The sequence below is a fragment of the Acidovorax carolinensis genome, assembly GCF_002157145.1.
Classification (GTDB): domain Bacteria; phylum Pseudomonadota; class Gammaproteobacteria; order Burkholderiales; family Burkholderiaceae_C; genus Acidovorax; species Acidovorax carolinensis.
The window spans coordinates 681,084-699,083 of sequence record NZ_CP021361.1 but is presented as its reverse complement, the minus strand read 5'-3'; the positions used below and the strand labels follow the sequence as shown (position 1 = coordinate 699,083).

Annotated in this window: 15 protein-coding genes and 2 pseudogenes; 12 read left to right on the top strand and 5 right to left on the bottom strand. The window is 66.0% G+C overall.

Annotated elements, in window-relative coordinates; genetic code table 11:
* Positions 1-66 precede the first annotated feature (66 nt).
* Positions 67-1,579 (bottom strand): annotated as a pseudogene (locus CBP34_RS20235) (class I adenylate-forming enzyme family protein).
* A 291-nt stretch (positions 1,580-1,870) separates the two neighbouring features.
* Here CBP34_RS20235 and CBP34_RS03290 point away from each other — a divergent pair.
* From CBP34_RS03290 to groL, 4 genes are all read left to right on the top strand, one after another.
* A complete protein-coding gene (locus CBP34_RS03290) occupies positions 1,871-2,854 on the top strand; it encodes a YcjF family protein (RefSeq protein WP_094097296.1) in 984 nt (327 codons plus the stop codon).
* A gap of 218 nt (positions 2,855-3,072) precedes the next feature.
* Entirely contained in the window at positions 3,073-4,284 is a 1,212-nt protein-coding gene (locus CBP34_RS03285) for an SPOR domain-containing protein (RefSeq protein ID WP_094099048.1), read from the top strand.
* Between the two features lie 357 nt (positions 4,285-4,641).
* Complete coding sequence (locus CBP34_RS03280; RefSeq protein WP_005799501.1) at positions 4,642-4,932, top strand: co-chaperone GroES; 291 nt, start codon at positions 4,642-4,644, stop codon at positions 4,930-4,932.
* A gap of 174 nt (positions 4,933-5,106) precedes the next feature.
* Entirely contained in the window at positions 5,107-6,759 is a 1,653-nt protein-coding gene (gene groL, locus CBP34_RS03275; protein ID WP_086911376.1) for a chaperonin GroEL, read from the top strand.
* A gap of 84 nt (positions 6,760-6,843) precedes the next feature.
* Here the strand turns inward: groL and CBP34_RS03270 are convergent, their stop codons facing one another.
* Positions 6,844-7,176: a DUF805 domain-containing protein gene (locus CBP34_RS03270; RefSeq protein WP_094097295.1), complete on the bottom strand. Its 333-nt coding sequence runs from the start codon at positions 7,174-7,176 to the stop codon at positions 6,844-6,846.
* Between the two features lie 256 nt (positions 7,177-7,432).
* On the opposite strand from CBP34_RS03270, the gene CBP34_RS03265 reads away from it, so the two are divergent.
* The 6 genes and pseudogenes from CBP34_RS03265 to CBP34_RS03245 all read left to right on the top strand — a co-directional run bounded on the left by CBP34_RS03265 (position 7,433) and on the right by CBP34_RS03245 (position 11,235).
* Positions 7,433-7,906 carry a DUF1924 domain-containing protein gene (locus tag CBP34_RS03265; RefSeq protein WP_208616367.1) on the top strand — a complete coding sequence of 158 codons (474 nt, stop codon included), beginning with the start codon at positions 7,433-7,435 and terminating at the stop codon, positions 7,904-7,906.
* Positions 7,903-8,409, top strand: coding sequence for a diheme cytochrome c (locus CBP34_RS03260; protein WP_208616366.1), 507 nt, complete (start codon positions 7,903-7,905; stop codon positions 8,407-8,409). The genes CBP34_RS03265 and CBP34_RS03260 overlap by 4 nt, the downstream gene beginning before the upstream one ends.
* 8 nt (positions 8,410-8,417) lie before the next feature.
* Complete coding sequence (locus CBP34_RS03255) at positions 8,418-9,203, top strand: cytochrome b/b6 domain-containing protein (protein ID WP_094097294.1); 786 nt, start codon at positions 8,418-8,420, stop codon at positions 9,201-9,203.
* Positions 9,204-9,219: 16 nt separating this feature from the next.
* Positions 9,220-9,884: pseudogene (locus CBP34_RS03250) on the top strand (response regulator).
* Positions 9,881-10,348, top strand: a complete 468-nt coding sequence (locus tag CBP34_RS19915) for a sensor histidine kinase N-terminal domain-containing protein (protein WP_236748499.1) — start codon at positions 9,881-9,883, stop codon at positions 10,346-10,348. Before CBP34_RS03250 ends, CBP34_RS19915 begins: the two are co-directional and overlap by 4 nt.
* Positions 10,252-11,235, top strand: coding sequence for an ATP-binding protein (locus tag CBP34_RS03245; RefSeq protein WP_236748498.1), 984 nt, complete (start codon positions 10,252-10,254; stop codon positions 11,233-11,235). Before CBP34_RS19915 ends, CBP34_RS03245 begins: the two co-directional genes overlap by 97 nt.
* Before the next feature lie 44 nt (positions 11,236-11,279).
* On the opposite strand, the gene eda is transcribed toward CBP34_RS03245, so the two are convergent.
* The gene (gene eda, locus CBP34_RS03240; protein ID WP_094097293.1) at positions 11,280-11,909 is read right to left on the bottom strand and encodes a bifunctional 4-hydroxy-2-oxoglutarate aldolase/2-dehydro-3-deoxy-phosphogluconate aldolase; all 630 of its coding nucleotides are present in this window, start codon (positions 11,907-11,909) and stop codon (positions 11,280-11,282) included.
* A gap of 148 nt (positions 11,910-12,057) precedes the next feature.
* Positions 12,058-13,827 (bottom strand): phosphogluconate dehydratase, encoded by a 1,770-nt coding sequence (edd, locus tag CBP34_RS03235; RefSeq protein WP_094099045.1) that lies wholly within the window; start codon positions 13,825-13,827, stop codon positions 12,058-12,060.
* Positions 13,828-13,887: 60 nt separating this feature from the next.
* Here edd and CBP34_RS03230 point away from each other — a divergent pair, with 60 nt between their 5' ends.
* Positions 13,888-14,796: an SMP-30/gluconolactonase/LRE family protein gene (locus tag CBP34_RS03230; protein ID WP_094097292.1), complete on the top strand. Its 909-nt coding sequence runs from the start codon at positions 13,888-13,890 to the stop codon at positions 14,794-14,796.
* A 13-nt stretch (positions 14,797-14,809) separates the two neighbouring features.
* Here CBP34_RS03230 and pgi read toward each other — a convergent pair whose 3' ends face one another.
* On the bottom strand, positions 14,810-16,372 hold the full coding sequence (pgi, locus tag CBP34_RS03225) for a glucose-6-phosphate isomerase (RefSeq protein WP_236748497.1): 1,563 nt from the start codon (positions 16,370-16,372) through the stop codon (positions 14,810-14,812).
* Positions 16,373-16,542: 170 nt separating this feature from the next.
* On the opposite strand from pgi, the gene zwf reads away from it, so the two are divergent.
* Positions 16,543-17,997, top strand: coding sequence for a glucose-6-phosphate dehydrogenase (gene zwf, locus CBP34_RS03220; protein ID WP_094097291.1), 1,455 nt, complete (start codon positions 16,543-16,545; stop codon positions 17,995-17,997).
* The last annotated feature ends 3 nt before the right edge of the window (positions 17,998-18,000 follow it).

The following is an 18,000-nucleotide window of genomic DNA, read 5'->3' as shown; positions in this document are numbered from 1 at the left end:
GGGCTCGCAGAAAAATTCAGCCCCCGATGCTAGGCCGAAGCATTGGCCTTTGCAGGCCAGGCTTTTTCACCCAGGCATCGCCCGCAACTCTGTCTTGAGCACCTTCCCGTAGCTGTTCTTGGGCAGGGCCGGCACCCAGCGATACGCCTTGGGCCGCTTGAAGCGCGCGATATGGTCGCGGCACAGCGCATCAAGCACCGCATCTGCCACCGGCCCGCCCTCGCCCGCCACGAGGAAGGCGACCACGACCTCGCCCCAGTCGGCATCGCGCTGGCCGATCACTGCCACCTCGCGCACCTGCGGGTGCAGCAGCAGCACTTCTTCGACCTCGCGCGGGTAGATGTTGGAGCCGCCCGAGATGATCACATCCTTGGAGCGATCCTTGAGCGTGAGAAAGCCGTCGCCGTCCAGGCTGCCCATGTCGCCGGTGTAGAGCCAGCCATCGCGCAGCGTCTGGGCCGTGGCGTCGGCGTTGTTCCAGTAGCCGGGCATCACGGTCTCGCCGCGCACCACCACCTCGCCTGTTTCACCCGCAGGCACAGGCTGGCCGGCCGCATCGACCACACGCACCTCCACCAGCGACTGCGCCACGCCCACCGAGGCCATGCGCTCGGCCCAGCGCGGGTGCTTGCGGTCGGCCAGCTGCGCGCGTGCGAGGGCGGTGATGGTCATCGGGCTTTCGCCCTGGCCGTAGATCTGCACGAAGCGGTTGCCCATGGTGGCCAGCGCCTGGCGCAGGTCGTCGGCATACATGGGGCCGCCGCCGTAGACGATGGTCTTGAAGCCCGACACATCGGCGCCCGTGGCCCGCACATGCTCCACCAGCCGGTGCACCATGGTGGGCGCGGCAAACAGCGTGAGCTGGCCCACCGAGGCGGCCAGCTGCACCAGCTCGGCGGGCTCGAAGCCGCCCGACAGGGGCACGACATGGCGTGCGCCGCGCAGCACCTGGGCATAGTTGTAAAGCCCCGCACCGTGCGACATGGGCGCGGCATACACCATGGCATCGCCCGGGGCGATGTCGTCCACGTCGGTGAAATAGCAGGCCGTCATGGCCAGCAGGTTGCGGTGGGTCTGCATCACGCCCTTGGGGCGGCCCGTGGTGCCCGAGGTGTAGAACAGCGAGGCGACATCCTGCGGGGCGCGGTCGTGGACCTCCATGGGTGGATGCTGCACGGCAACCCGGTACGCATCGGTGCCGAACACCAGCAGGCCCGCCTCCGAGGCCCGGCCTCGCGCGCGGCCGGGCCAGCAACTGCGAGGCCAGCACCACACGCGCACCGGAATCGGCCAGCACATGCGCCAGCTCTTTGGCATGCAGCTTGTAGTTGACCGGCACCGACACCGCGCCCGCCCACAGCACCGCGTGCAGCGCCTCCAGATATTCCAGGCAGTTGGCGGCGTAGATGGCCACGCGCTCGCCGGGCGCTACACCGCCCTGTGTACGCAGCCAGGCCGCCAGGGCCGCAGTGCGTACGCCGAGGGCGGCGTAGTTCAACACCACCTGGTCGCCGTGTAAAACGGCGGGTTGATCGGGGTAGCGCTGGGCGCTGCGGCTGAGCAGATGGGCAATGTTCATCGGGTGCGTTCCATCACGGAAGAATGCGGTGGGCCATGCGGCACTTTAGGCGATTCGAGCGGCTGTGCGCAGACGCTGCAGGGCCCAAGAGACATGCGCAATCCCCACCGGCGCGGCGTCAGAAGCACCCGGTCACCCGGCGCCGCCAATTCCCCACAGTCTGTGGCGTTGAAACGTGTTTGCCTAGACTGCATATATCTGGCACACGCCCAGCGCCTCAACGATGTTGTGCCGCGTGCGTTCTTCCCGCCCATTCCGTCCCTTTTACCGCTCCTTTGCGAGCTGCAGCGCATGACACTGGACCAGCAAAAATCCATCCTCACCATTGCCCTTCTGGCCGCGTTTGCCGACGGCAACAAGGACGACACCGAACGCGACGAGATTCGCCGCATCGCCCAGTCACTGGCCGGCGACGCGGGCATGGCCGACCTGCCGCGCATCTACCAGGACGTGCTGCTGCAGCGCACCAGCGTGCAGGTAGCTGCCGGCGCCTTGAGCGAACCCATGCACCGCCAACTGGCCTACGAAATGGCGGTATGCGTGTGCGATGTGGACGGCCGCCAGACGGCTGCCGAGCGCGATTTTCTGGCGACGCTCAAGACGGTGCTGCAGCTCGATAACCAGCAAACCGCAGTGTTCGAGCAGGAAGCCGATGCGCTGGTGGATGTGGCCGAACACGCCCTCCCGACCGCCCTGCCCCCTGCAGTAGCAGCAGGAGTAGCGGCATCGACATCGGGCCCTGCGCCCGCCACAAGCCCGTCAGACGCGGAACTGGACAAATCCATCCTCAACTACGCGCTGCTCAACGGCGCGCTGGAACTGCTGCCGCAGTCCTGGGCGTCGATGGCCATCATCCCGCTGCAGGTGAAGATGGTTTATGGCATCGGCAAGGCCCACGGCGTGGAGCTGGACCAGGGGCACATCAAGGAGTTCATCGCCGCCGCCGGGGTGGGCCTCACCTCGCAATACCTGGAGCAGTTTGGCCGCAAGCTGCTCGGTGGCCTGCTGGGCAAGGCAGCGGGCAAAACCATGGGCCGCATGGGCGGTGCCGCCACCGGCATGGCGTTTTCGTTTGCCACCACCTACGCGCTCGGTCAGGTAGCGCGGCGCTACTATGCGGGCGGCCGGACAATGAGCACGGCCATGCTGCGCGACACCTTCCAGAACCTGCTCGGCCCCGCCAAGCAACTGCAAACGCAATACCTGCCGCAAATCCAGCAAAAGGCCGCCACGCTGGACGCAGGCCAGATCCTGGCGATGGTGCGCGGAGCGTAGACGCCAAGGGTCACCAATTCGCCCCATGATGCTTCGTTATTAATAGCTGCCAGCGCTTGTAAGACATGCGCTGGCAGCTATTTTCACCTCGACTACGGCGCCTCTCCCTCTGCATTGGCATCGTCGCGCGCCGCGCAGTGGCGGGCACGGCCGCTGCGCCGTTGCAACAGTGCCGCGACACCCCATGGCGGGCGCAGCGGCACATGCCAGAATCCGCCATGCACGCCACCACGGATCCTGCAGCCATCACCGCCCTTCTGCCGTCCAAGCCCCGGTCCGACAGCGCCATGACGGCCCTGTACAGCGCAGCACTGGGCCCCGTCCATCTGTCCCGTTACCTGCCCGTTTTTGCGCACTTCGATGAGGCGGGCCGCACCACCACCAGCTGGAACTGGGCGGCCAGCCTGTGCACCCTGAACTGGATGGTGTTTCGCCAGCTGTGGGGCGCGGCACTGGTGTATGTGGCGGCCGCCGAGGGTCTGGCGCTGCTGGTGTTCGGCGTGGGGCGACCACTGCTGCAATGGCCCCAGGCGGTGGAATGGGGCGTGGTGGGAGCGTTTTTTCTGCTCGGCTGCGCCGTGCCTGGCCTTTACGGCAACGCCCTGCTGCACGCCGACACCCACAAGAAAATCACACGGGCGCTGACCGCCACGCACACCCTGAAAGAAACCTGCGCGCTGCTGGCACGGCAAGCCAGCTCCTGGAAACGGCTGGCCTGGCTGGCTGCGGGCAACCTGGCCTTGGCGCTGGCCGCTGCGGGGGCCTACCTGGCGATTCCCTCCACGGCGGCACAGCAAGGCGCAGACCCGGCCATGCCCGCGGCCCCGATGCGTCCGGCGCCTGCCGCCCCAGCCGAGCCGGCCACCACGCCAACCCTGCCAACGGCATCTGCGCCCACAGCAACCGATTCACCGGCAACCACAGACGCCGCCGCGCAAACCCAACACTCGGCGCAGGAGGCGGCAGCCGTCCCGGCACCGCCGGCAGAGCCCGAACGGGCACAGACTCCACCCGAATCGGCAGCCGTCACTCCCCCTTCCGCAGCGCCAACAGAGCGCGCCTCGCGTCCCGCTGTGCCCGAAAAGCGCCCCTCGCCGTCCCCAGCCAAGGCACTGGCGCCCGACACGACGACTTCGTCGCCGGCCACCACAGCCTCGGCCGCAGACAACAACGCCCTGCCACCGGTGGGCACCGCACCCGGCTACTACATCAACGTGGGACTTTTTGCCGACGAAGCCAATGCCCGCAAGGCCCAGGCGCGGTTGCTCAATGAAGGACTGCCCGCCTTCCGTCAAGAAGTGTTCCCGGGCAAAAAACGCCGGCTGCGGGTGCGGGTGGGCCCCTACAGCGACCGCGCCGATGCCGAGGCCGCTGCCGCCACCATCCGGTCCATGGCGCTGGAAGCGGTGGTCATCAGACTGGCGCCCTGAGCCGGTTGAATCGCCAGGGCGCTGAATCCATCCATAAAAACAGGCTCCAGCGCTTTCTGAGATTGCGCAAGCAGCTATTTTTTATATAGCAAAAAACACCTACCCAAACCTACCGACCGGCAGGAGCCATCCAGCCTGCTTTGTGCGGCACGTCCATGGGGCCTGCCTGCAGCAAACTCCACCCGAAATCCCCCAAAACGGTCGGGGACGTCTTGAAATAGACACAAATGCCCGTATCATTAGCACTCACCCCGAACGAGTGCTAACAAGCACTGGTACGGAGGAAGTTTGGTGGCGTCCGAAAGTTCGGGCGCTTCGTCATCCGGCTTTTTATTGTCAGTCAACAGGAGCAATGCAATGAACCTTCGCCCTCTGCACGATCGCGTGATCGTCAAGCGTATCGAAAGCGAAACCACGACCGCCTCCGGCATCGTGATCCCCGACAACGCCGCTGAAAAGCCCGATCAAGGTGAAGTGCTGGCCGTCGGCCCCGGCAAGAAGAACGACAAGGGCGAGTTGATTGCCCTGAACGTGAAGGTCGGCGACCGCGTTCTGTTCGGCAAGTACTCGGGCCAGACCGTCAAGGTCAAGGGCGACGAGTTGCTGGTGATGAAGGAAGACGACCTCTTCGCCGTTGTCGAGAAGTAATTGCTACTGCGCGGCCCGCATGCGTCGTTGGGCGGTGCTCGGAATCCTCACGTACAGGAAGTACGTTGCGGTTCCTGCGCTCCGTCCGCCTAGCCTGTGAACCGCTCGCTACGCAATTCTTTTCCCGACACAGTCATCTGTTTAACGATTTTTTAGATATTCAGGAGCTCCAAAATGGCAGCAAAAGACGTAGTTTTCGGCGGCGAAGCCCGCGCACGCATGGTTGAAGGCGTGAACATCCTGGCCAACGCGGTCAAGGTCACCCTGGGCCCCAAAGGTCGCAATGTGGTGCTGGAGCGCTCGTTCGGCGCCCCCACCGTGACCAAGGACGGTGTGTCCGTGGCCAAGGAAATCGAACTCAAGGACAAGCTGCAGAACATGGGCGCCCAGCTCGTGAAGGAAGTGGCCTCCAAGACCAGCGACAACGCTGGTGACGGCACCACCACCGCCACCGTGCTGGCACAAGCCATCGTGCGCGAAGGCTTCAAGTACGTGGCCGCCGGTATCAACCCGATGGACCTGAAGCGCGGCATCGACAAGGCCGTGACGGCCCTGGTTGCCGAGCTGAAGAAGGCTTCCAAGCCCACGACCACTTCCAAGGAAATCGCACAGGTCGGCTCGATCTCTGCCAATTCCGACGAAACCATCGGCAAGCTGATCGCCGACGCCATGGACAAGGTTGGCAAGGAAGGCGTGATCACCGTGGAAGACGGCAAGTCCCTCGACTCCGAACTGGACGTCGTGGAAGGCATGCAGTTTGACCGCGGCTACCTGTCGCCCTACTTCATCAACAACCCAGAAAAGCAATCCGCGATTCTGGACAACCCCTTCGTGCTGCTGTTCGACAAGAAGATCAGCAACATCCGCGACCTGCTGCCCACGCTGGAGCAAGTTGCCAAGGCGGGCCGTCCGCTGCTGATCATTGCCGAAGAAGTCGAAGGCGAAGCCCTGGCAACGCTGGTGGTCAACACCATCCGCGGCATCCTGAAGGTCGTGGCTGTGAAGGCGCCTGGCTTTGGCGACCGCCGCAAGGCCATGCTGGAAGACATCGCCATCCTGACGGGCGGCAAGGTCATCGCTGAAGAAGTGGGCCTGACGCTCGAGAAGGTGACCCTGGCCGATCTGGGCCAGGCCAAGCGCATCGAAGTGGGCAAGGAAAACACCATCATCATCGACGGCGCTGGCGCAGCTGCTGACATCGAAGCCCGCGTCAAGCAAGTGCGCGTGCAGATCGAAGAAGCCACGTCCGACTACGACCGCGAAAAGCTGCAAGAGCGCGTGGCCAAGCTGGCTGGCGGTGTGGCCGTGATCAAGGTGGGCGCTGCCACCGAAGTCGAAATGAAGGAAAAGAAGGCCCGCGTGGAAGACGCACTGCACGCAACGCGCGCAGCGGTGGAAGAAGGCGTTGTGGCTGGCGGCGGCGTGGCCCTGCTGCGTGCCAAGCAAGCGGTTGGCACCTCCATCAAGGGTGACAACGCCGACCAGGACCATGGCATTGCCCTGGTGCTCAAGGCCATCGAAGCGCCTCTGCGTGAGATCGTGAACAACGCCGGTGGCGAAGCCTCGGTGGTGGTGAACGCTGTGTTGGCCGGCAAGGGCAACTTCGGCTTCAACGCTGCCAACGACAGCTACGGCGACATGCTGGAGTTGGGCATTCTGGACCCCACGAAGGTCACCCGCACGGCGCTGCAAAACGCAGCATCGGTGGCATCGCTGCTGCTGACGACCGAGTGCATGGTTGCTGACGCACCGAAGGAAGAAGCCGGTGCTGGCGGCGGCATGCCTGACATGGGCGGCATGGGTGGCATGGGCGGCATGGGCATGTAATTGCCCGGCCCCCTGCGCAGCCTCGCTGGCTGCGCAGCCCCACAAAAAGCCCGCAGGCCGAAAGACCTGCGGGCTTTTTTCATGTCATGCGGCGGGGGGCTCGCCGTAAATATTGCCCGCGCCTTCGCTGGGCTGCACCCACCAGTACAGCAGTACAAAGAAACCGATTCCGGTCAACAACAGCAGTTGCCACCAGCCCGTGCGGCCAATGTCGTGCAGGCGGCGCGTGCCCACGGCCAGCGCCGGCAGCAGCAGCGCCAGCGAGGCCAGGCCGTAAACCACGTCACCGAACATGCTGGCGACCAGCATCACCAGCACCTGGAACAGAAAAAACCACCAGTACTCGGCGCGTGATGCACGGCCCGAAAACGTGGCGTACTGCCCCAGGCACGACTTGATTGCCTGAACAAAATCCATGATGACGTCCCTCTCTCTCGGTTGAATGTTGGCGAACTGGAGCGAATGCCCCAGCACATGATAGGGGAGCCATGCGACAGGCGCGCGCGAGGAGGCCAGTCGCCCGCGCCCTGCCGCAATCCATGCCCCCCGCGCCAGAATGCTTCTTTTTTAATAGCTATTAGCGCTTGATGGATAAGCGGTTGCGGCCGTTTTCAACAAGATTCTTCGCTGGACGCATGCGTACCCCGCCACCGCGCGTCTTAAGCCATTCTTCATGCCCGCCTTGCACCATGGCGGCATGCACACCCCACACACCACCTCTCTCGTCCGCGTGACCGCGCTGCTGGCGCTGGTCTTTGCCCTGGCGCCGGCCCACGCTGGCGACACCACTGCCGCCTCGCAGATGCAGCGCTGGAGCGACGCCTCCGGCAAGCCCGTCAGCGCCGAGCGCGGCCGCGTGTTTTTCACCAGCCGCCATGGCGGCGAATGGTCGTGCGCCTCGTGCCATGGCAATCCACCCACCACCTCCACACGCCACGCCAGCACAGGCAAGACCATCACCGCGCTGGCGCCCGCGTTCAACCCCGAGCGCTTTACCGATACCGCCAAGGTGGACAAATGGTTTCGCCGCAATTGCAACGACGTGTTGAGCCGCGAATGCACGGCCGTCGAAAAGGCCGACGTGCTGGCCTGGCTGCTGCAGTTCGATGCCAAAAACCCGCCCCAGGCTCCCAAGGACAAACCATGAACCCCATCGCAACCACCATGGCCCGCACCCCGTTTGTGCGCAACGTTCGCCGGTCGGCCGCCTTGCTGGCGCTGGCCTGCGCACTGCCCGCCGCCTGGGCCGACAGCCGCGAGATGCCCGCCAGCGCCATGCTGCCGGCCTACAAGCAGGAGTGCGCCGCCTGCCACATGGCCTACCCGCCCGGCATGCTGCCCGCCAGTTCGTGGAGCCGCATGATGAAAGGGCTGGACCAGCATTACGGCACCGACGCCTCGCTCGACCCGGCGATGGTGCGCCAGATCAGCACCTGGCTCGAAGCCCATGCGGGCACCTACAAGCGCGTGCGCGAGGCGCCGCCGCAAGACCGCATCACCCAATCCGCCTGGTTCGAACGCAAGCACCGCGAGGTGGAACCCGCCGTCTGGAAGCGCGCCGCCGTGGGCAGCCGGGCCAACTGCATCGCCTGCCACACCCGCGCCGACCAGGGCGACTTTGACGACGACCGCGTCCGCATTCCGAAGTGAGAACCACCATGACTTCTGACACCCTTCCTACCGCCTCGACTTCTTCCGCTGCCGCTGCCGCGCCCTCCTCGGCGCAAACGCAGACGCAATCGCAAGTGCCCCGGCCAGCTACCCGCCGCGTGGTCGACGCCACCACGCGCATGCTGCACTGGCTGATGGCGCTGAGCTTCACGGTGGCCTACATCACGGCCGACGGCGAGCGCTGGCGGCTGGTGCATGTCACGCTGGGCTACACGCTGGCCGGGCTGGTGGTTGCACGCCTGCTGTGGGGCCTGTTCGGGCCGCGCCAGGCCCGCCTTTCGGTGCTGTGGCGCAAGCTGCAGGGCGCTCCGGCGTGGCTGAAGTCCCTTGCTGCCGTGCGCTCGCCCAGCGCACTTCAGGCCACCTGGAGGCCGGGGCAAAACCTCCTGATGGCACTGGCCGTGGCGCTGATCCTGGCGCTGGTGGTGCCGCTCACCCTCAGCGGCTATGCCGTGTGGGACGAATGGGGTGGCGAATGGCTGGAGGAAGTGCATGAATTCTTTGGCAACACCCTGCTGTTTGTGGTGCTGGCGCACATTGGCCTGATCGCCCTCTTGAGCGTGCTGCGCCGCAAGAACCAGGCCCTGCCCATGCTGACGGGCCGCGTGCAAGGCCCCGGGCCCGACCTGGCAAAAAGCAACCATGGCTGGCTCGCCGCGGCTGTGCTGGCTTGCGTGCTCGCCTTCTGGGCCTGGCAGTGGAACCAGGCGCCCCAGCTGCCCGCCGCCAATGCCACGCTCGGGAGCGAGAATCACCGTGATCATGACGACTGATTGAAAGAGCCCCTTCATGCGCATCCTGCTGGCCGAAGACGACGAATTGCTGGGCTCGGGCATCCGCGCCGGCCTGGCGCAAAACGGCTTCCAGGTGGACTGGGTGCGCGACGGCGTGGCCGCAGAGCGCGAGCTGGCCACCGGCGCCTACCAGGCCGCCGTGCTGGACCTGGGCCTGCCACGGCAGGACGGGATGGAAGTGCTGCGCGAGGTGCGCGCGCGGCGCAACACCACGCCCGTGCTCGTGCTCACGGCCCGCGACGCCGTGCCCGCCCGCATTGCCGGGCTGGACGCGGGCGCGGACGACTATCTGATCAAACCCATTGATCTGCACGAGCTGGCCGCCCGCCTGCGCGCACTGGTGCGGCGCGCCCACGGCCAGAGTGAAACCCGGCTAGCCGCTGGCAACGTGGTGCTGGACCCTGCCGCCCACCAAGTGCTGGCGGACGGCCAGCCAGTGGAGCTGTCCAACCGCGAATACGACCTGCTGCACGCCTTGCTGCTCAACGCCGGGCGCGTGCTCAGCCGCGAGCAGCTGGAGCAGCGCCTGTACCAGTGGGGCAGCGAGATCAACAGCAACGCCGTTGAAGTGCACATCTACCACCTGCGGCGCAAGCTGGGGCGGCCCTGATCGAGACCGTGCGCGGCGTGGGCTACCGCATCGCACGGGAGTCGGCATGAACAGCGCCAACGCCCACCGCACGCCACGGTCGCTGCAGACCCGACTGCTGACCACGGTGCTGACGCTGGTGCTGGTGGCTTGGGGCATTGCCGCAGCGCTGGCCTGGCACGAAACCGACGAAGAAGTCAGCGACCTGCTCGATGCCCACCTGGCGCAGACCGCCGCCCTGCTGCGCCTGCAACCGCTCGATGAGCTGGACGAAAGCCGCCTGAACGAAGCCCCCGAGCTGGATAAGCACCAGCCGCGCGTGGTGTTCCAGCTATGGCACGAAGACCAGTTGCTGGCCCGCTCGGCCAGCGCGCCACAGGAGCCGCTGTCGCAGCGGCGCAAGCGGGGTTTTGCTGACAGCCAGGTGGACGACAAGTCGTGGCGCGTTTTCGTCACGCAGGGCGTGAGCGCGATGTGCGCATTGTGGTGGGCGAGCTGCAGTCGGTGCGCCGCGAGATCGTGCTGGCCAGCCTGATCAGCATCCTCAAGCCCATGGCGTGGGCGCTGCCGCTGCTGGCGCTGGGCATCTGGTGGGCGGTGCGCGGGTCGGTGCAGCCCCTGGGTCGATTGGGGCACGCCGTGGCCGCGCGCCAGCCGCAGTCGCTGGCGCCGCTATCCCCTGAAGGTGTGCCGCCGGAGGTGCTTCCGCTGGTCACGGCCCTGAATGACCTGTTCGAGCGCATGGCCCGGCTGCTGGCCACCGAGCAGCAGTTCACCGCCGATGCGGCACATGAGCTGCGCACCCCCATTGCCGGCATCCGCATGCAGGCCCAGGTGGCGCAGGGCGCCACCGACACGCAAGAGCGCGCCACGGCGCTGCAAGCCACAGTACAAGGCTGCGACCGCGCCACCAGGCTGGTAGAACAACTGCTGCAACTGGCCCGGCTTGATGCCGAACCCACCCACGACAGCGGCAGCAGCACGCCGCTGGCCGAGGTGGCTGGCCAGGTGGCTGCCGATCTGCAGGCAACGGCAGAGCGTCGCCAGCAGCGCATCGTGCTGCGCGAGCCCCTGGCGCCCGGCGTGCACATCCCGCTGCCTGAGCCCCTGGCGCGTGTGCTGCTGCGCAACCTACTGGACAACGCCTTGCGCTACAGCCCGGAGGGTGCCGAGGTGCAACTGCAGATTACCGGACACGTCGATGACCATGCGCAGCTGAGCGTGGAAGACAGTGGCCCTGGCCTGACACCTGAGGAACAGGCACGCTTGGGGGAGCGGTTTTTTCGGGTGCTAGGCACGGGCCAGAGCGGCAGCGGCCTGGGCTGGTCCATCATTCAGCGCATTGCGCGTCTGCACCATTTGCAGGTCAACACCGACCGCAGTCCGGGGCTGGGCGGCTTACGCGTCACGGTACGCTGGTAGCGCCGTCACTGAAGCCAGGGTGCACTGCAGCGCTGCCCAAGAAATCAGGAGGCTGCACGCAGGCCCTGCGCAGCACGCGCCAGCTGCGTGATGCGGGCCCAGTCGCCCATGCGCACCGCATCCGGCGGCGTCAACCACGAGCCACCCACGCAGCGCACGTTGGGCAGCGCCAGGTAGTGGGGCGCCGTGGCGTGCGTGATGCCGCCCGTGGGGCAGAAGCTCACCTGGCCAAACGGGCTGGCCCAGGCTTTGAGCAACGGAATGCCCCCCACTGCCTCCGCCGGAAACAGCTTGAGGAACGCGAACCCGTCGGCCAGCGCCGCCATGATCTCGCTCGCCGTGGCCACGCCCGGCAGCAGCGGCAGGTGCAGCTCCTGGCAGGCACGGCCTACTTCGGATGTATAGCCCGGGCTTACGGCAAAACGGGCACCGGCCTCGCTGGCGCGGCGGGCATCGTCCGCGTTGAGCACCGTGCCCACGCCCACCACGGCCTCGGGCAGATGGCGGGCAATGGCCTCAATGGCAGGCAGGCCTGCAGGGGTGCGCAGCGTGACCTCCAGCACCTTCACGCCACCGGCCAGCAGCGCCTCGGCCAGGGGCAGCGCGTCGGCCACGCGGTCCATCACGATCACCGGAATGACGGGGCCATGGCTGGCAATATCAAGCGGGTTCATCGGTGTGGCGCTCCTGGGTATTGGGTGCCGCGCGCGGCGGCTGAAACTGTCACGACGCAAAGCGAGGGCCACCGTGGAACTGGCTTTGCCAGGCCACCGGTGGCGTCCCCCTGGGGGGATGACGCGAAGCGGCTCAGGGGGGCAGCCTTTAAAGCCATGTGCAGGCTCCTTGTTCGGCACCGCCGGCATGGCGGCGGAAATTGGCAAAAAGCTCACGGCCAAAGCCGGTGGCGGCGGGCGCGTTGTAGGGCGTAGGCGTGCGGGCAGCCCACTCGGCGTCATCGACCAGCACATCGAGCGTGCCGGCCACGGCGTCCACGCGCACGATGTCACCGTCGCGCACCTTGGCCAGCGGGCCACCGACCTGCGCCTCGGGTGTGACGTGGATGGCGGCGGGCACCTTGCCCGAGGCGCCGCTCATGCGCCCGTCGGTCACCAGTGCCACCTGGAACCCCTGGTTCTGCAGCACGGCCAGCGGCGGCGTGAGCTTGTGCAGCTCGGGCATGCCGTTGGCCTGCGGGCCCTGAAAGCGCACCACGGCCACCATGTCCTGCTGCACCTCGCCTGCGGCAAAGGCGGCCAGCAGTGCCTCTTGTGAATCGAACACGCGGGCCGGGGCCTGCACCACATGGCGGTCTTCGGGCACGGCAGACACCTTGATCACCGCGCGGCCCAGGCGCCCTTGCAACAGGCGCAGACCACCGGTGGGCGAGAACGGACGGGCCACGGGGCGCAGCACCGACTCGTCGCCCGACACCGCCGGTGCGCCCTGCCCGCCTGCAGCAACGCCACCGGCGTTCACGCTGCCCACATCGGGGTGCATGAAGCCGCCGCCCAGCAGCTCGCGCAGGATCCACGGCGGCCCGCCTGCGGCCTGGAACTGGTTCACATCCGCGTCGCCATTGGGATAGACGCGGGCCAGCAGCGGCACGGCAGACGAGAGTTCGTCAAAGTCGGTCCAGTCGATCAGGATGCCCGCGCTGCGCGCAATCGCCACCCAGTGGATCAGGTGGTTGGTCGAGCCGCCCGTGGCCAGCAAAGCCACCATGGCGTTGACGATGCAGCGCTCGTCCACCAGGCGGCCGATGGGAGTGAAGCGTGTGCCGCGCTTGCCAATGTCAAGCACGGTGCGCAGCGCCTGGCGGGTGAAGGCTTCGCGCTCTGGCGTGCCCGGGTGTGCAAAGGCGGCGCCGGGCACATGCAGGCCCATGGCTTCGAGCAGCATCTGGTTGCTGTTGGCCGTACCGTAGAAAGTGCAGGTGCCGGGGCTGTGGTAGGCCGCCGACTCGGCCCTCAGCAGTTCGTCGCGCCCCACCAGGCCCTGGGCAAATTGCTCGCGCACCCTGGATTTTTCATGGTTCGACAGGCCCGTTCCCATGGGGCCGGCGGGTACAAACACGCAGGGCAAATGCCCAAAGTGCAGCGCGCCGATCAGCAGGCCAGGCACGATCTTGTCGCACACACCGAGCAGCAGCACGCCATCGAACACATCGTGCGACAGCGCGACCGCCGTGGCCATGGCAATGGCATCGCGCGAGAACAGCGAGAGCTCCATGCCAGGCGTGCCCTGCGTGATGCCGTCGCACATGGCTGGCACGCCACCCGCCACCTGCACCGTGGCGTGGTGTTTGGCGGCTTCGTCGCGCAGGATGGCGGGGTAAGTCTGATAGGGCTGGTGGGCCGACAGCATGTCGTTGTAGGCCGTCACCACGCCGACATTGGGCGCTTTTTCAACGGTGACCCGGAGCTTGTCGGCGCCCGGCAGTGCGGCGTAGGCGTGGGCCAGGTTGGCACAGCCCATGCGGTCTTGTGCGGGCCGGCGGGCGATCATGGCGTCCACAACGGCCAGGTAGGCAGCGCGGGTGTCTGCGCTGCGCTCAATGATGCGAGCCGTCACGCGCGCTACTACTGAATGCATGGGATGCTCCATCCGGGTATCGCCCTAGAATGTAATTTGATAACACATTCCAATCAAGCAATGCCCTTGCAAGCCCTTCCTTTGCCGCCCTCGGAACTGGGCGAATCACCATTCTGGCACCCGCAGGAGAAGCGACTTTATTGGTGCGACATCGCAGGCTTTGCAGTGAACGCATGGGAGCCCGACACCGGCCACCGCTGGCACTGGAAAATGCCGTCAGAGCCCGGGTGCTGCGCTCCATCGGCCGATGGAAAAATAGTAATCGGATTACGCGACGGGTTTTACCACCTGGACTGCATGACCGGCGCATTGGCGTGCCTGGCGACCCTGCCGGCCGACGCGCACGACACCCGGCTGCTGCGCCTGAACGATGGCAAATGCGACACCGCCGGCCGGCTCTGGGCCGGCTCCATGATCAGCCCGCGCACGCAACCCGCTGCTGCGCTGTGGCGCCTGCACTGCACCGCGGGCCACTGCACCGTCGCCCGCATGGCGGGCGACAACTTCACCGCCAATGGCCTCGCTTTCAGTCCCGACAACCACTGGATGTATTGGTCCAACACCCCCGAACACCGCATTGACCGCTTTGCGTTCGACGCCACCACGGGCCGCATCAGCGACCGACAGCCCTGGGTGCGCTTCGCACCCAAGGCTGCGGGCGAAGCCTACGGAGGCCGCCCTGACGGCGCCAGCGTGGATGTGGACGGCAATTACTGGGTGGCCATGTATGAAGGGGCCAGCATTCTTCAGCTGTCGCCTGCGGGTGATGTGCTGCGACGCATCGCCACGCCAGTGCAATGCCCCACCATGGTGTGTTTTGGTGGCGATGACCTGCGCACGCTCTACATCACCTCGGCGCGTGCCGGGCGGCCGGCCACCGAATGCGAGGCCGCCATTCCTGCGGGCAGCCTGCTGCGCATGAGGGTTGACATTCCGGGTCTGCCCGTGAACTTTTTTCAGCCCGGCTGAAAGTCGATGGGCTTCAACCGCGCAGGCGATGCAGCAAGCCTGCCGTGGAGGCATCCAGCCCCAACGCATCGCCGCTGGCCAGCCGCTGCTGCAGGTCGCGCGCCAGCACCTTGCCCAGCTCCACGCCCCACTGGTCGAAACTGTTGATGCCCCACAGGGCGCCGCTGACAAACACCCGATGCTCCTGCAAGGCAATGAGCGCCCCCAGCGACTCGGGCGTGAGGGACTCCAGCAGCAAAAAGGTGCTGGGCCGGTTGCCCGGGAAATGCCGATGCCCGTCATCGGAGGCCTTGCCCACCATCAGAGCCTGCGCCTGCGCCAGGGCGTTGGCGAGTACCTGGTCATGGTGGCCGGCAAGTGAATGGGCAGGTTTGCGCACAGCCACGATTTCGAGCGGCAACACATCCGAGCCCTGGTGCAGCATCTGGAAAAAAGCATGCTGCCCGTTGGTTCCCGGCTCGCCCCACAGCACGGGCGACGTGGCATAGGCCAGGGCCTCGCCGCTCGCGTCCACGCGCTTGCCATTGCTTTCCATTTCCAGCTGCTGCAGATAGGCCGACCAGCGTCGCAAGCCGGCGTGGTACGGCGCCACACAGCGGCTCGTGAAACCATGGAAATTGCGGTACCAGACATCGAGCAGGCCCAGACGCACGGGCAGGTTCGCCGCCAGCGGCGCCGTGCGAAAGTACTCGTCCATGGCATGCCCGCCCGCCAGCAGTCCGCGAAAACCGGCTGCGCCAATCGAGATGGCCAGCGCCAGGCCAATGGACGACCACAGCGAGTAGCGCCCGCCCACCCAGTCCCAGAAACCAAACGACCTGGTGATACCCAGGGCCTTTGCGGCGTCCGGCTGGGCCGTGAGCGCCACGAAATGGCGTGCCACATCCGCCCCCCCCTGCTCGGCAAACCACGCCAGACACGAGCGCGCATTGGTCATGGTTTCCGCGGTGGTGAACGTCTTGGACGCCACCAGAAACAAGGTGCTTTGCGGCCGCAGCAGCCGCAGCACGCCCGCCAGCTCATGCCCATCGGCATTCGAGACGAAGTGAAAGCGCTTGCCTGGCGCACGGCAGGCATCCAGTGCCAGTACGGCCATGTGCGGCCCCAGGTCAGACCCGCCAATGCCGATGTTCACCACATCGGTGATGCCATCGTCGGCGCGCATGCGGTCGGCAAAAGCCAGCATGGCGTCCAGCGTGGTGTGCACCTCGGCAAGGGCTGGCGCAATGCCTGGCAGGTCGCCCGGCAACACCTGCCCCGCCGGCCGGCGCAGCAAGGTGTGCAAAACGGCGCGGCCTTCGGTGGTGTTGATGGGCTCGCCGTGCAGCATGGCGTCGCGGCGCTGCTCCAGGCCGCACGAGCGCGCCATGTCCAGCAGCAACGCCTCGGTGGGCCGGTCCCACAGGTTTTTGGAGAGATCGGCAAAAAGGTGAGGAGCCGCCTGGCTGAAATGCGCAAAGCGCTGCGCATCATCGGCAAATGCCTGCCGCAGATCAAAACGCTTGCCTTCATGGGAGAAACGGGCCTTCAGGCCAGGCCACTGGGGCGTCTGATCGCAACGAAGAAACATGGACATGTCGATGGCGCGTGAAGAAGCAGAATAGTAACTAAATTACCAATAACTCAGCAATTAGCGGTTTGACCAGGAGAAAAATGCACCAGCAACAATGCGTTATTCATGAGCTAATGTAACGAGATTACAATTACCGACCCAGCGCAGCATCGATCCCCATCCACGGAGACCCCATGAGTTTTGACCTCGTCCTGTTCGGCGGCACGGGTGACCTTGCCTGGCGCAAGCTTTTGCCCGCCCTGTTCCAGGCCTTTCGCCACGGCACGTTGCCCGAAGGTGGCCGCATTATCAGCGTGGCGCGGGATGATCTGACCGACGAACAATACCGCAGCCGGATCCAGTCGCGCTTTGACAACGTGGAACTGGCCAAGCGCCCGACACCCCAGGAGTTTTCGCGCTTTGCTGCATTGCTGCACCACCTGCGCATGGACCTGTCGCAACCGCAAGACTATGCGCGGCTGGCCGACATGGTCAAGGCCCGCAATGCCGATTCGCTGGTGATGTATGTCGCCACGGCGCCCAGCCTTTTCACGACCGTCTGCGAGCAGATCGCCGCCGTGGGCCTGAACGGCCCCGCCACCCGCGTGGTGCTTGAAAAGCCGCTGGGGCATGACCTGCCCTCGAACCGCGCCATCAACGCAGCCCTGCGCCATGTGCTGCAGGAAGACCAGGTGTTTCGCATCGACCACTACCTGGGCAAGCCATCGGTGCAAAACCTGTTCGCCATGCGCTTTGGCAATGCGCTGTTCGAGCCCCTGTGGCGGCGCGAAACCATCGCCAACATCCAGATCACCATCGCCGAAGAACTGGGCGTGGAAACCCGTGGCGCCTTCTATGACCAGACCGGCGCCCTGCGCGACATGGTGCAAAACCATGCCCTGCAACTGCTGTGCGCCATCGGCATGGAGCCGCCGATCAACGCCAGCGCCAATGCCATTCGCGACGAAAAACTCAAGGTGCTGCAATCGCTCAAGCCCTGGAGCCCCGACACCATCGGCCAGCATGTGATCCGGGGGCAATATGCGGCCGGCACCAGCCAGGGCCACGCCGTTGCGGGGTATTTGCAGGAAAACGGCGTGGCCCCTGCCAGCACCACCGAAACGTTTGTGGCCCTGCGCACCGAGATATCCAACTGGCGCTGGGCGGGCGTGCCCTTTTTCATCCGCACCGGCAAACGCCTGGCCAGCCGCAACGCCCACATCGTGGTCAATTTCCGGCCCGTGCCCCACCCGATCTTCAAGACCCCGGCGGGCGCCGCCAACCGCCTGGTCATCAACCTGCAGCCCAAGGACGGGCTGGAGCTGCATTTGCTGGCCCAGGGCGCCGCGCAGCACCAGACCGAACCCGCGCTGGCGCCAGTGCACCTCAACCTCGACTTTGACCAGCGCTTTGGCGCCGAACGCGTGGGCGCCTACGAGCGCCTGCTGCTGGACGTGATCGCGGGCCGGCTGAACCTGTTCGTGCGCAGTGACGAGCAGGAAGAGGCCTGGCGCTGGGTGGAGCCCATTCTTGCGCACTGGCGCACCGACCCGCACGGCCCGCGGCCTTATGCAGCCGGTAGCTGGGGCCCCAGCGCCGCCAGCGCCATGATTGCGCGCGATGGCTTTTGCTGGAGCGAGGAAGTCTGAAAC

Excerpts from the sequence above, each read along its gene's own strand:
- groL (WP_086911376.1), top strand. The coding sequence starts at position 5,107 with ATGGCAGCAAAAGACGTAGTTTTCGGCGGCGAAGCCCGCGCACGCATG.
- CBP34_RS03285 (WP_094099048.1), top strand. The coding sequence starts at position 3,073 with ATGCACGCCACCACGGATCCTGCAGCCATCACCGCCCTTCTGCCGTCC.
- CBP34_RS03265 (WP_208616367.1), top strand. The coding sequence starts at position 7,433 with ATGCCCGCCTTGCACCATGGCGGCATGCACACCCCACACACCACCTCT.
- CBP34_RS03290 (WP_094097296.1), top strand. The coding sequence starts at position 1,871 with ATGACACTGGACCAGCAAAAATCCATCCTCACCATTGCCCTTCTGGCC.
- CBP34_RS03260 (WP_208616366.1), top strand. The coding sequence starts at position 7,903 with ATGAACCCCATCGCAACCACCATGGCCCGCACCCCGTTTGTGCGCAAC.
- pgi (WP_236748497.1), bottom strand. The coding sequence starts at position 16,372 with ATGTCCATGTTTCTTCGTTGCGATCAGACGCCCCAGTGGCCTGGCCTG.
- zwf (WP_094097291.1), top strand. The coding sequence starts at position 16,543 with ATGAGTTTTGACCTCGTCCTGTTCGGCGGCACGGGTGACCTTGCCTGG.
- eda (WP_094097293.1), bottom strand. The coding sequence starts at position 11,909 with ATGAACCCGCTTGATATTGCCAGCCATGGCCCCGTCATTCCGGTGATC.
- edd (WP_094099045.1), bottom strand. The coding sequence starts at position 13,827 with ATGCATTCAGTAGTAGCGCGCGTGACGGCTCGCATCATTGAGCGCAGC.
- CBP34_RS03255 (WP_094097294.1), top strand. The coding sequence starts at position 8,418 with ATGACTTCTGACACCCTTCCTACCGCCTCGACTTCTTCCGCTGCCGCT.
- CBP34_RS03270 (WP_094097295.1), bottom strand. The coding sequence starts at position 7,176 with ATGGATTTTGTTCAGGCAATCAAGTCGTGCCTGGGGCAGTACGCCACG.
- CBP34_RS19915 (WP_236748499.1), top strand. The coding sequence starts at position 9,881 with ATGAACAGCGCCAACGCCCACCGCACGCCACGGTCGCTGCAGACCCGA.
- CBP34_RS03230 (WP_094097292.1), top strand. The coding sequence starts at position 13,888 with ATGCCCTTGCAAGCCCTTCCTTTGCCGCCCTCGGAACTGGGCGAATCA.
- CBP34_RS03280 (WP_005799501.1), top strand. The coding sequence starts at position 4,642 with ATGAACCTTCGCCCTCTGCACGATCGCGTGATCGTCAAGCGTATCGAA.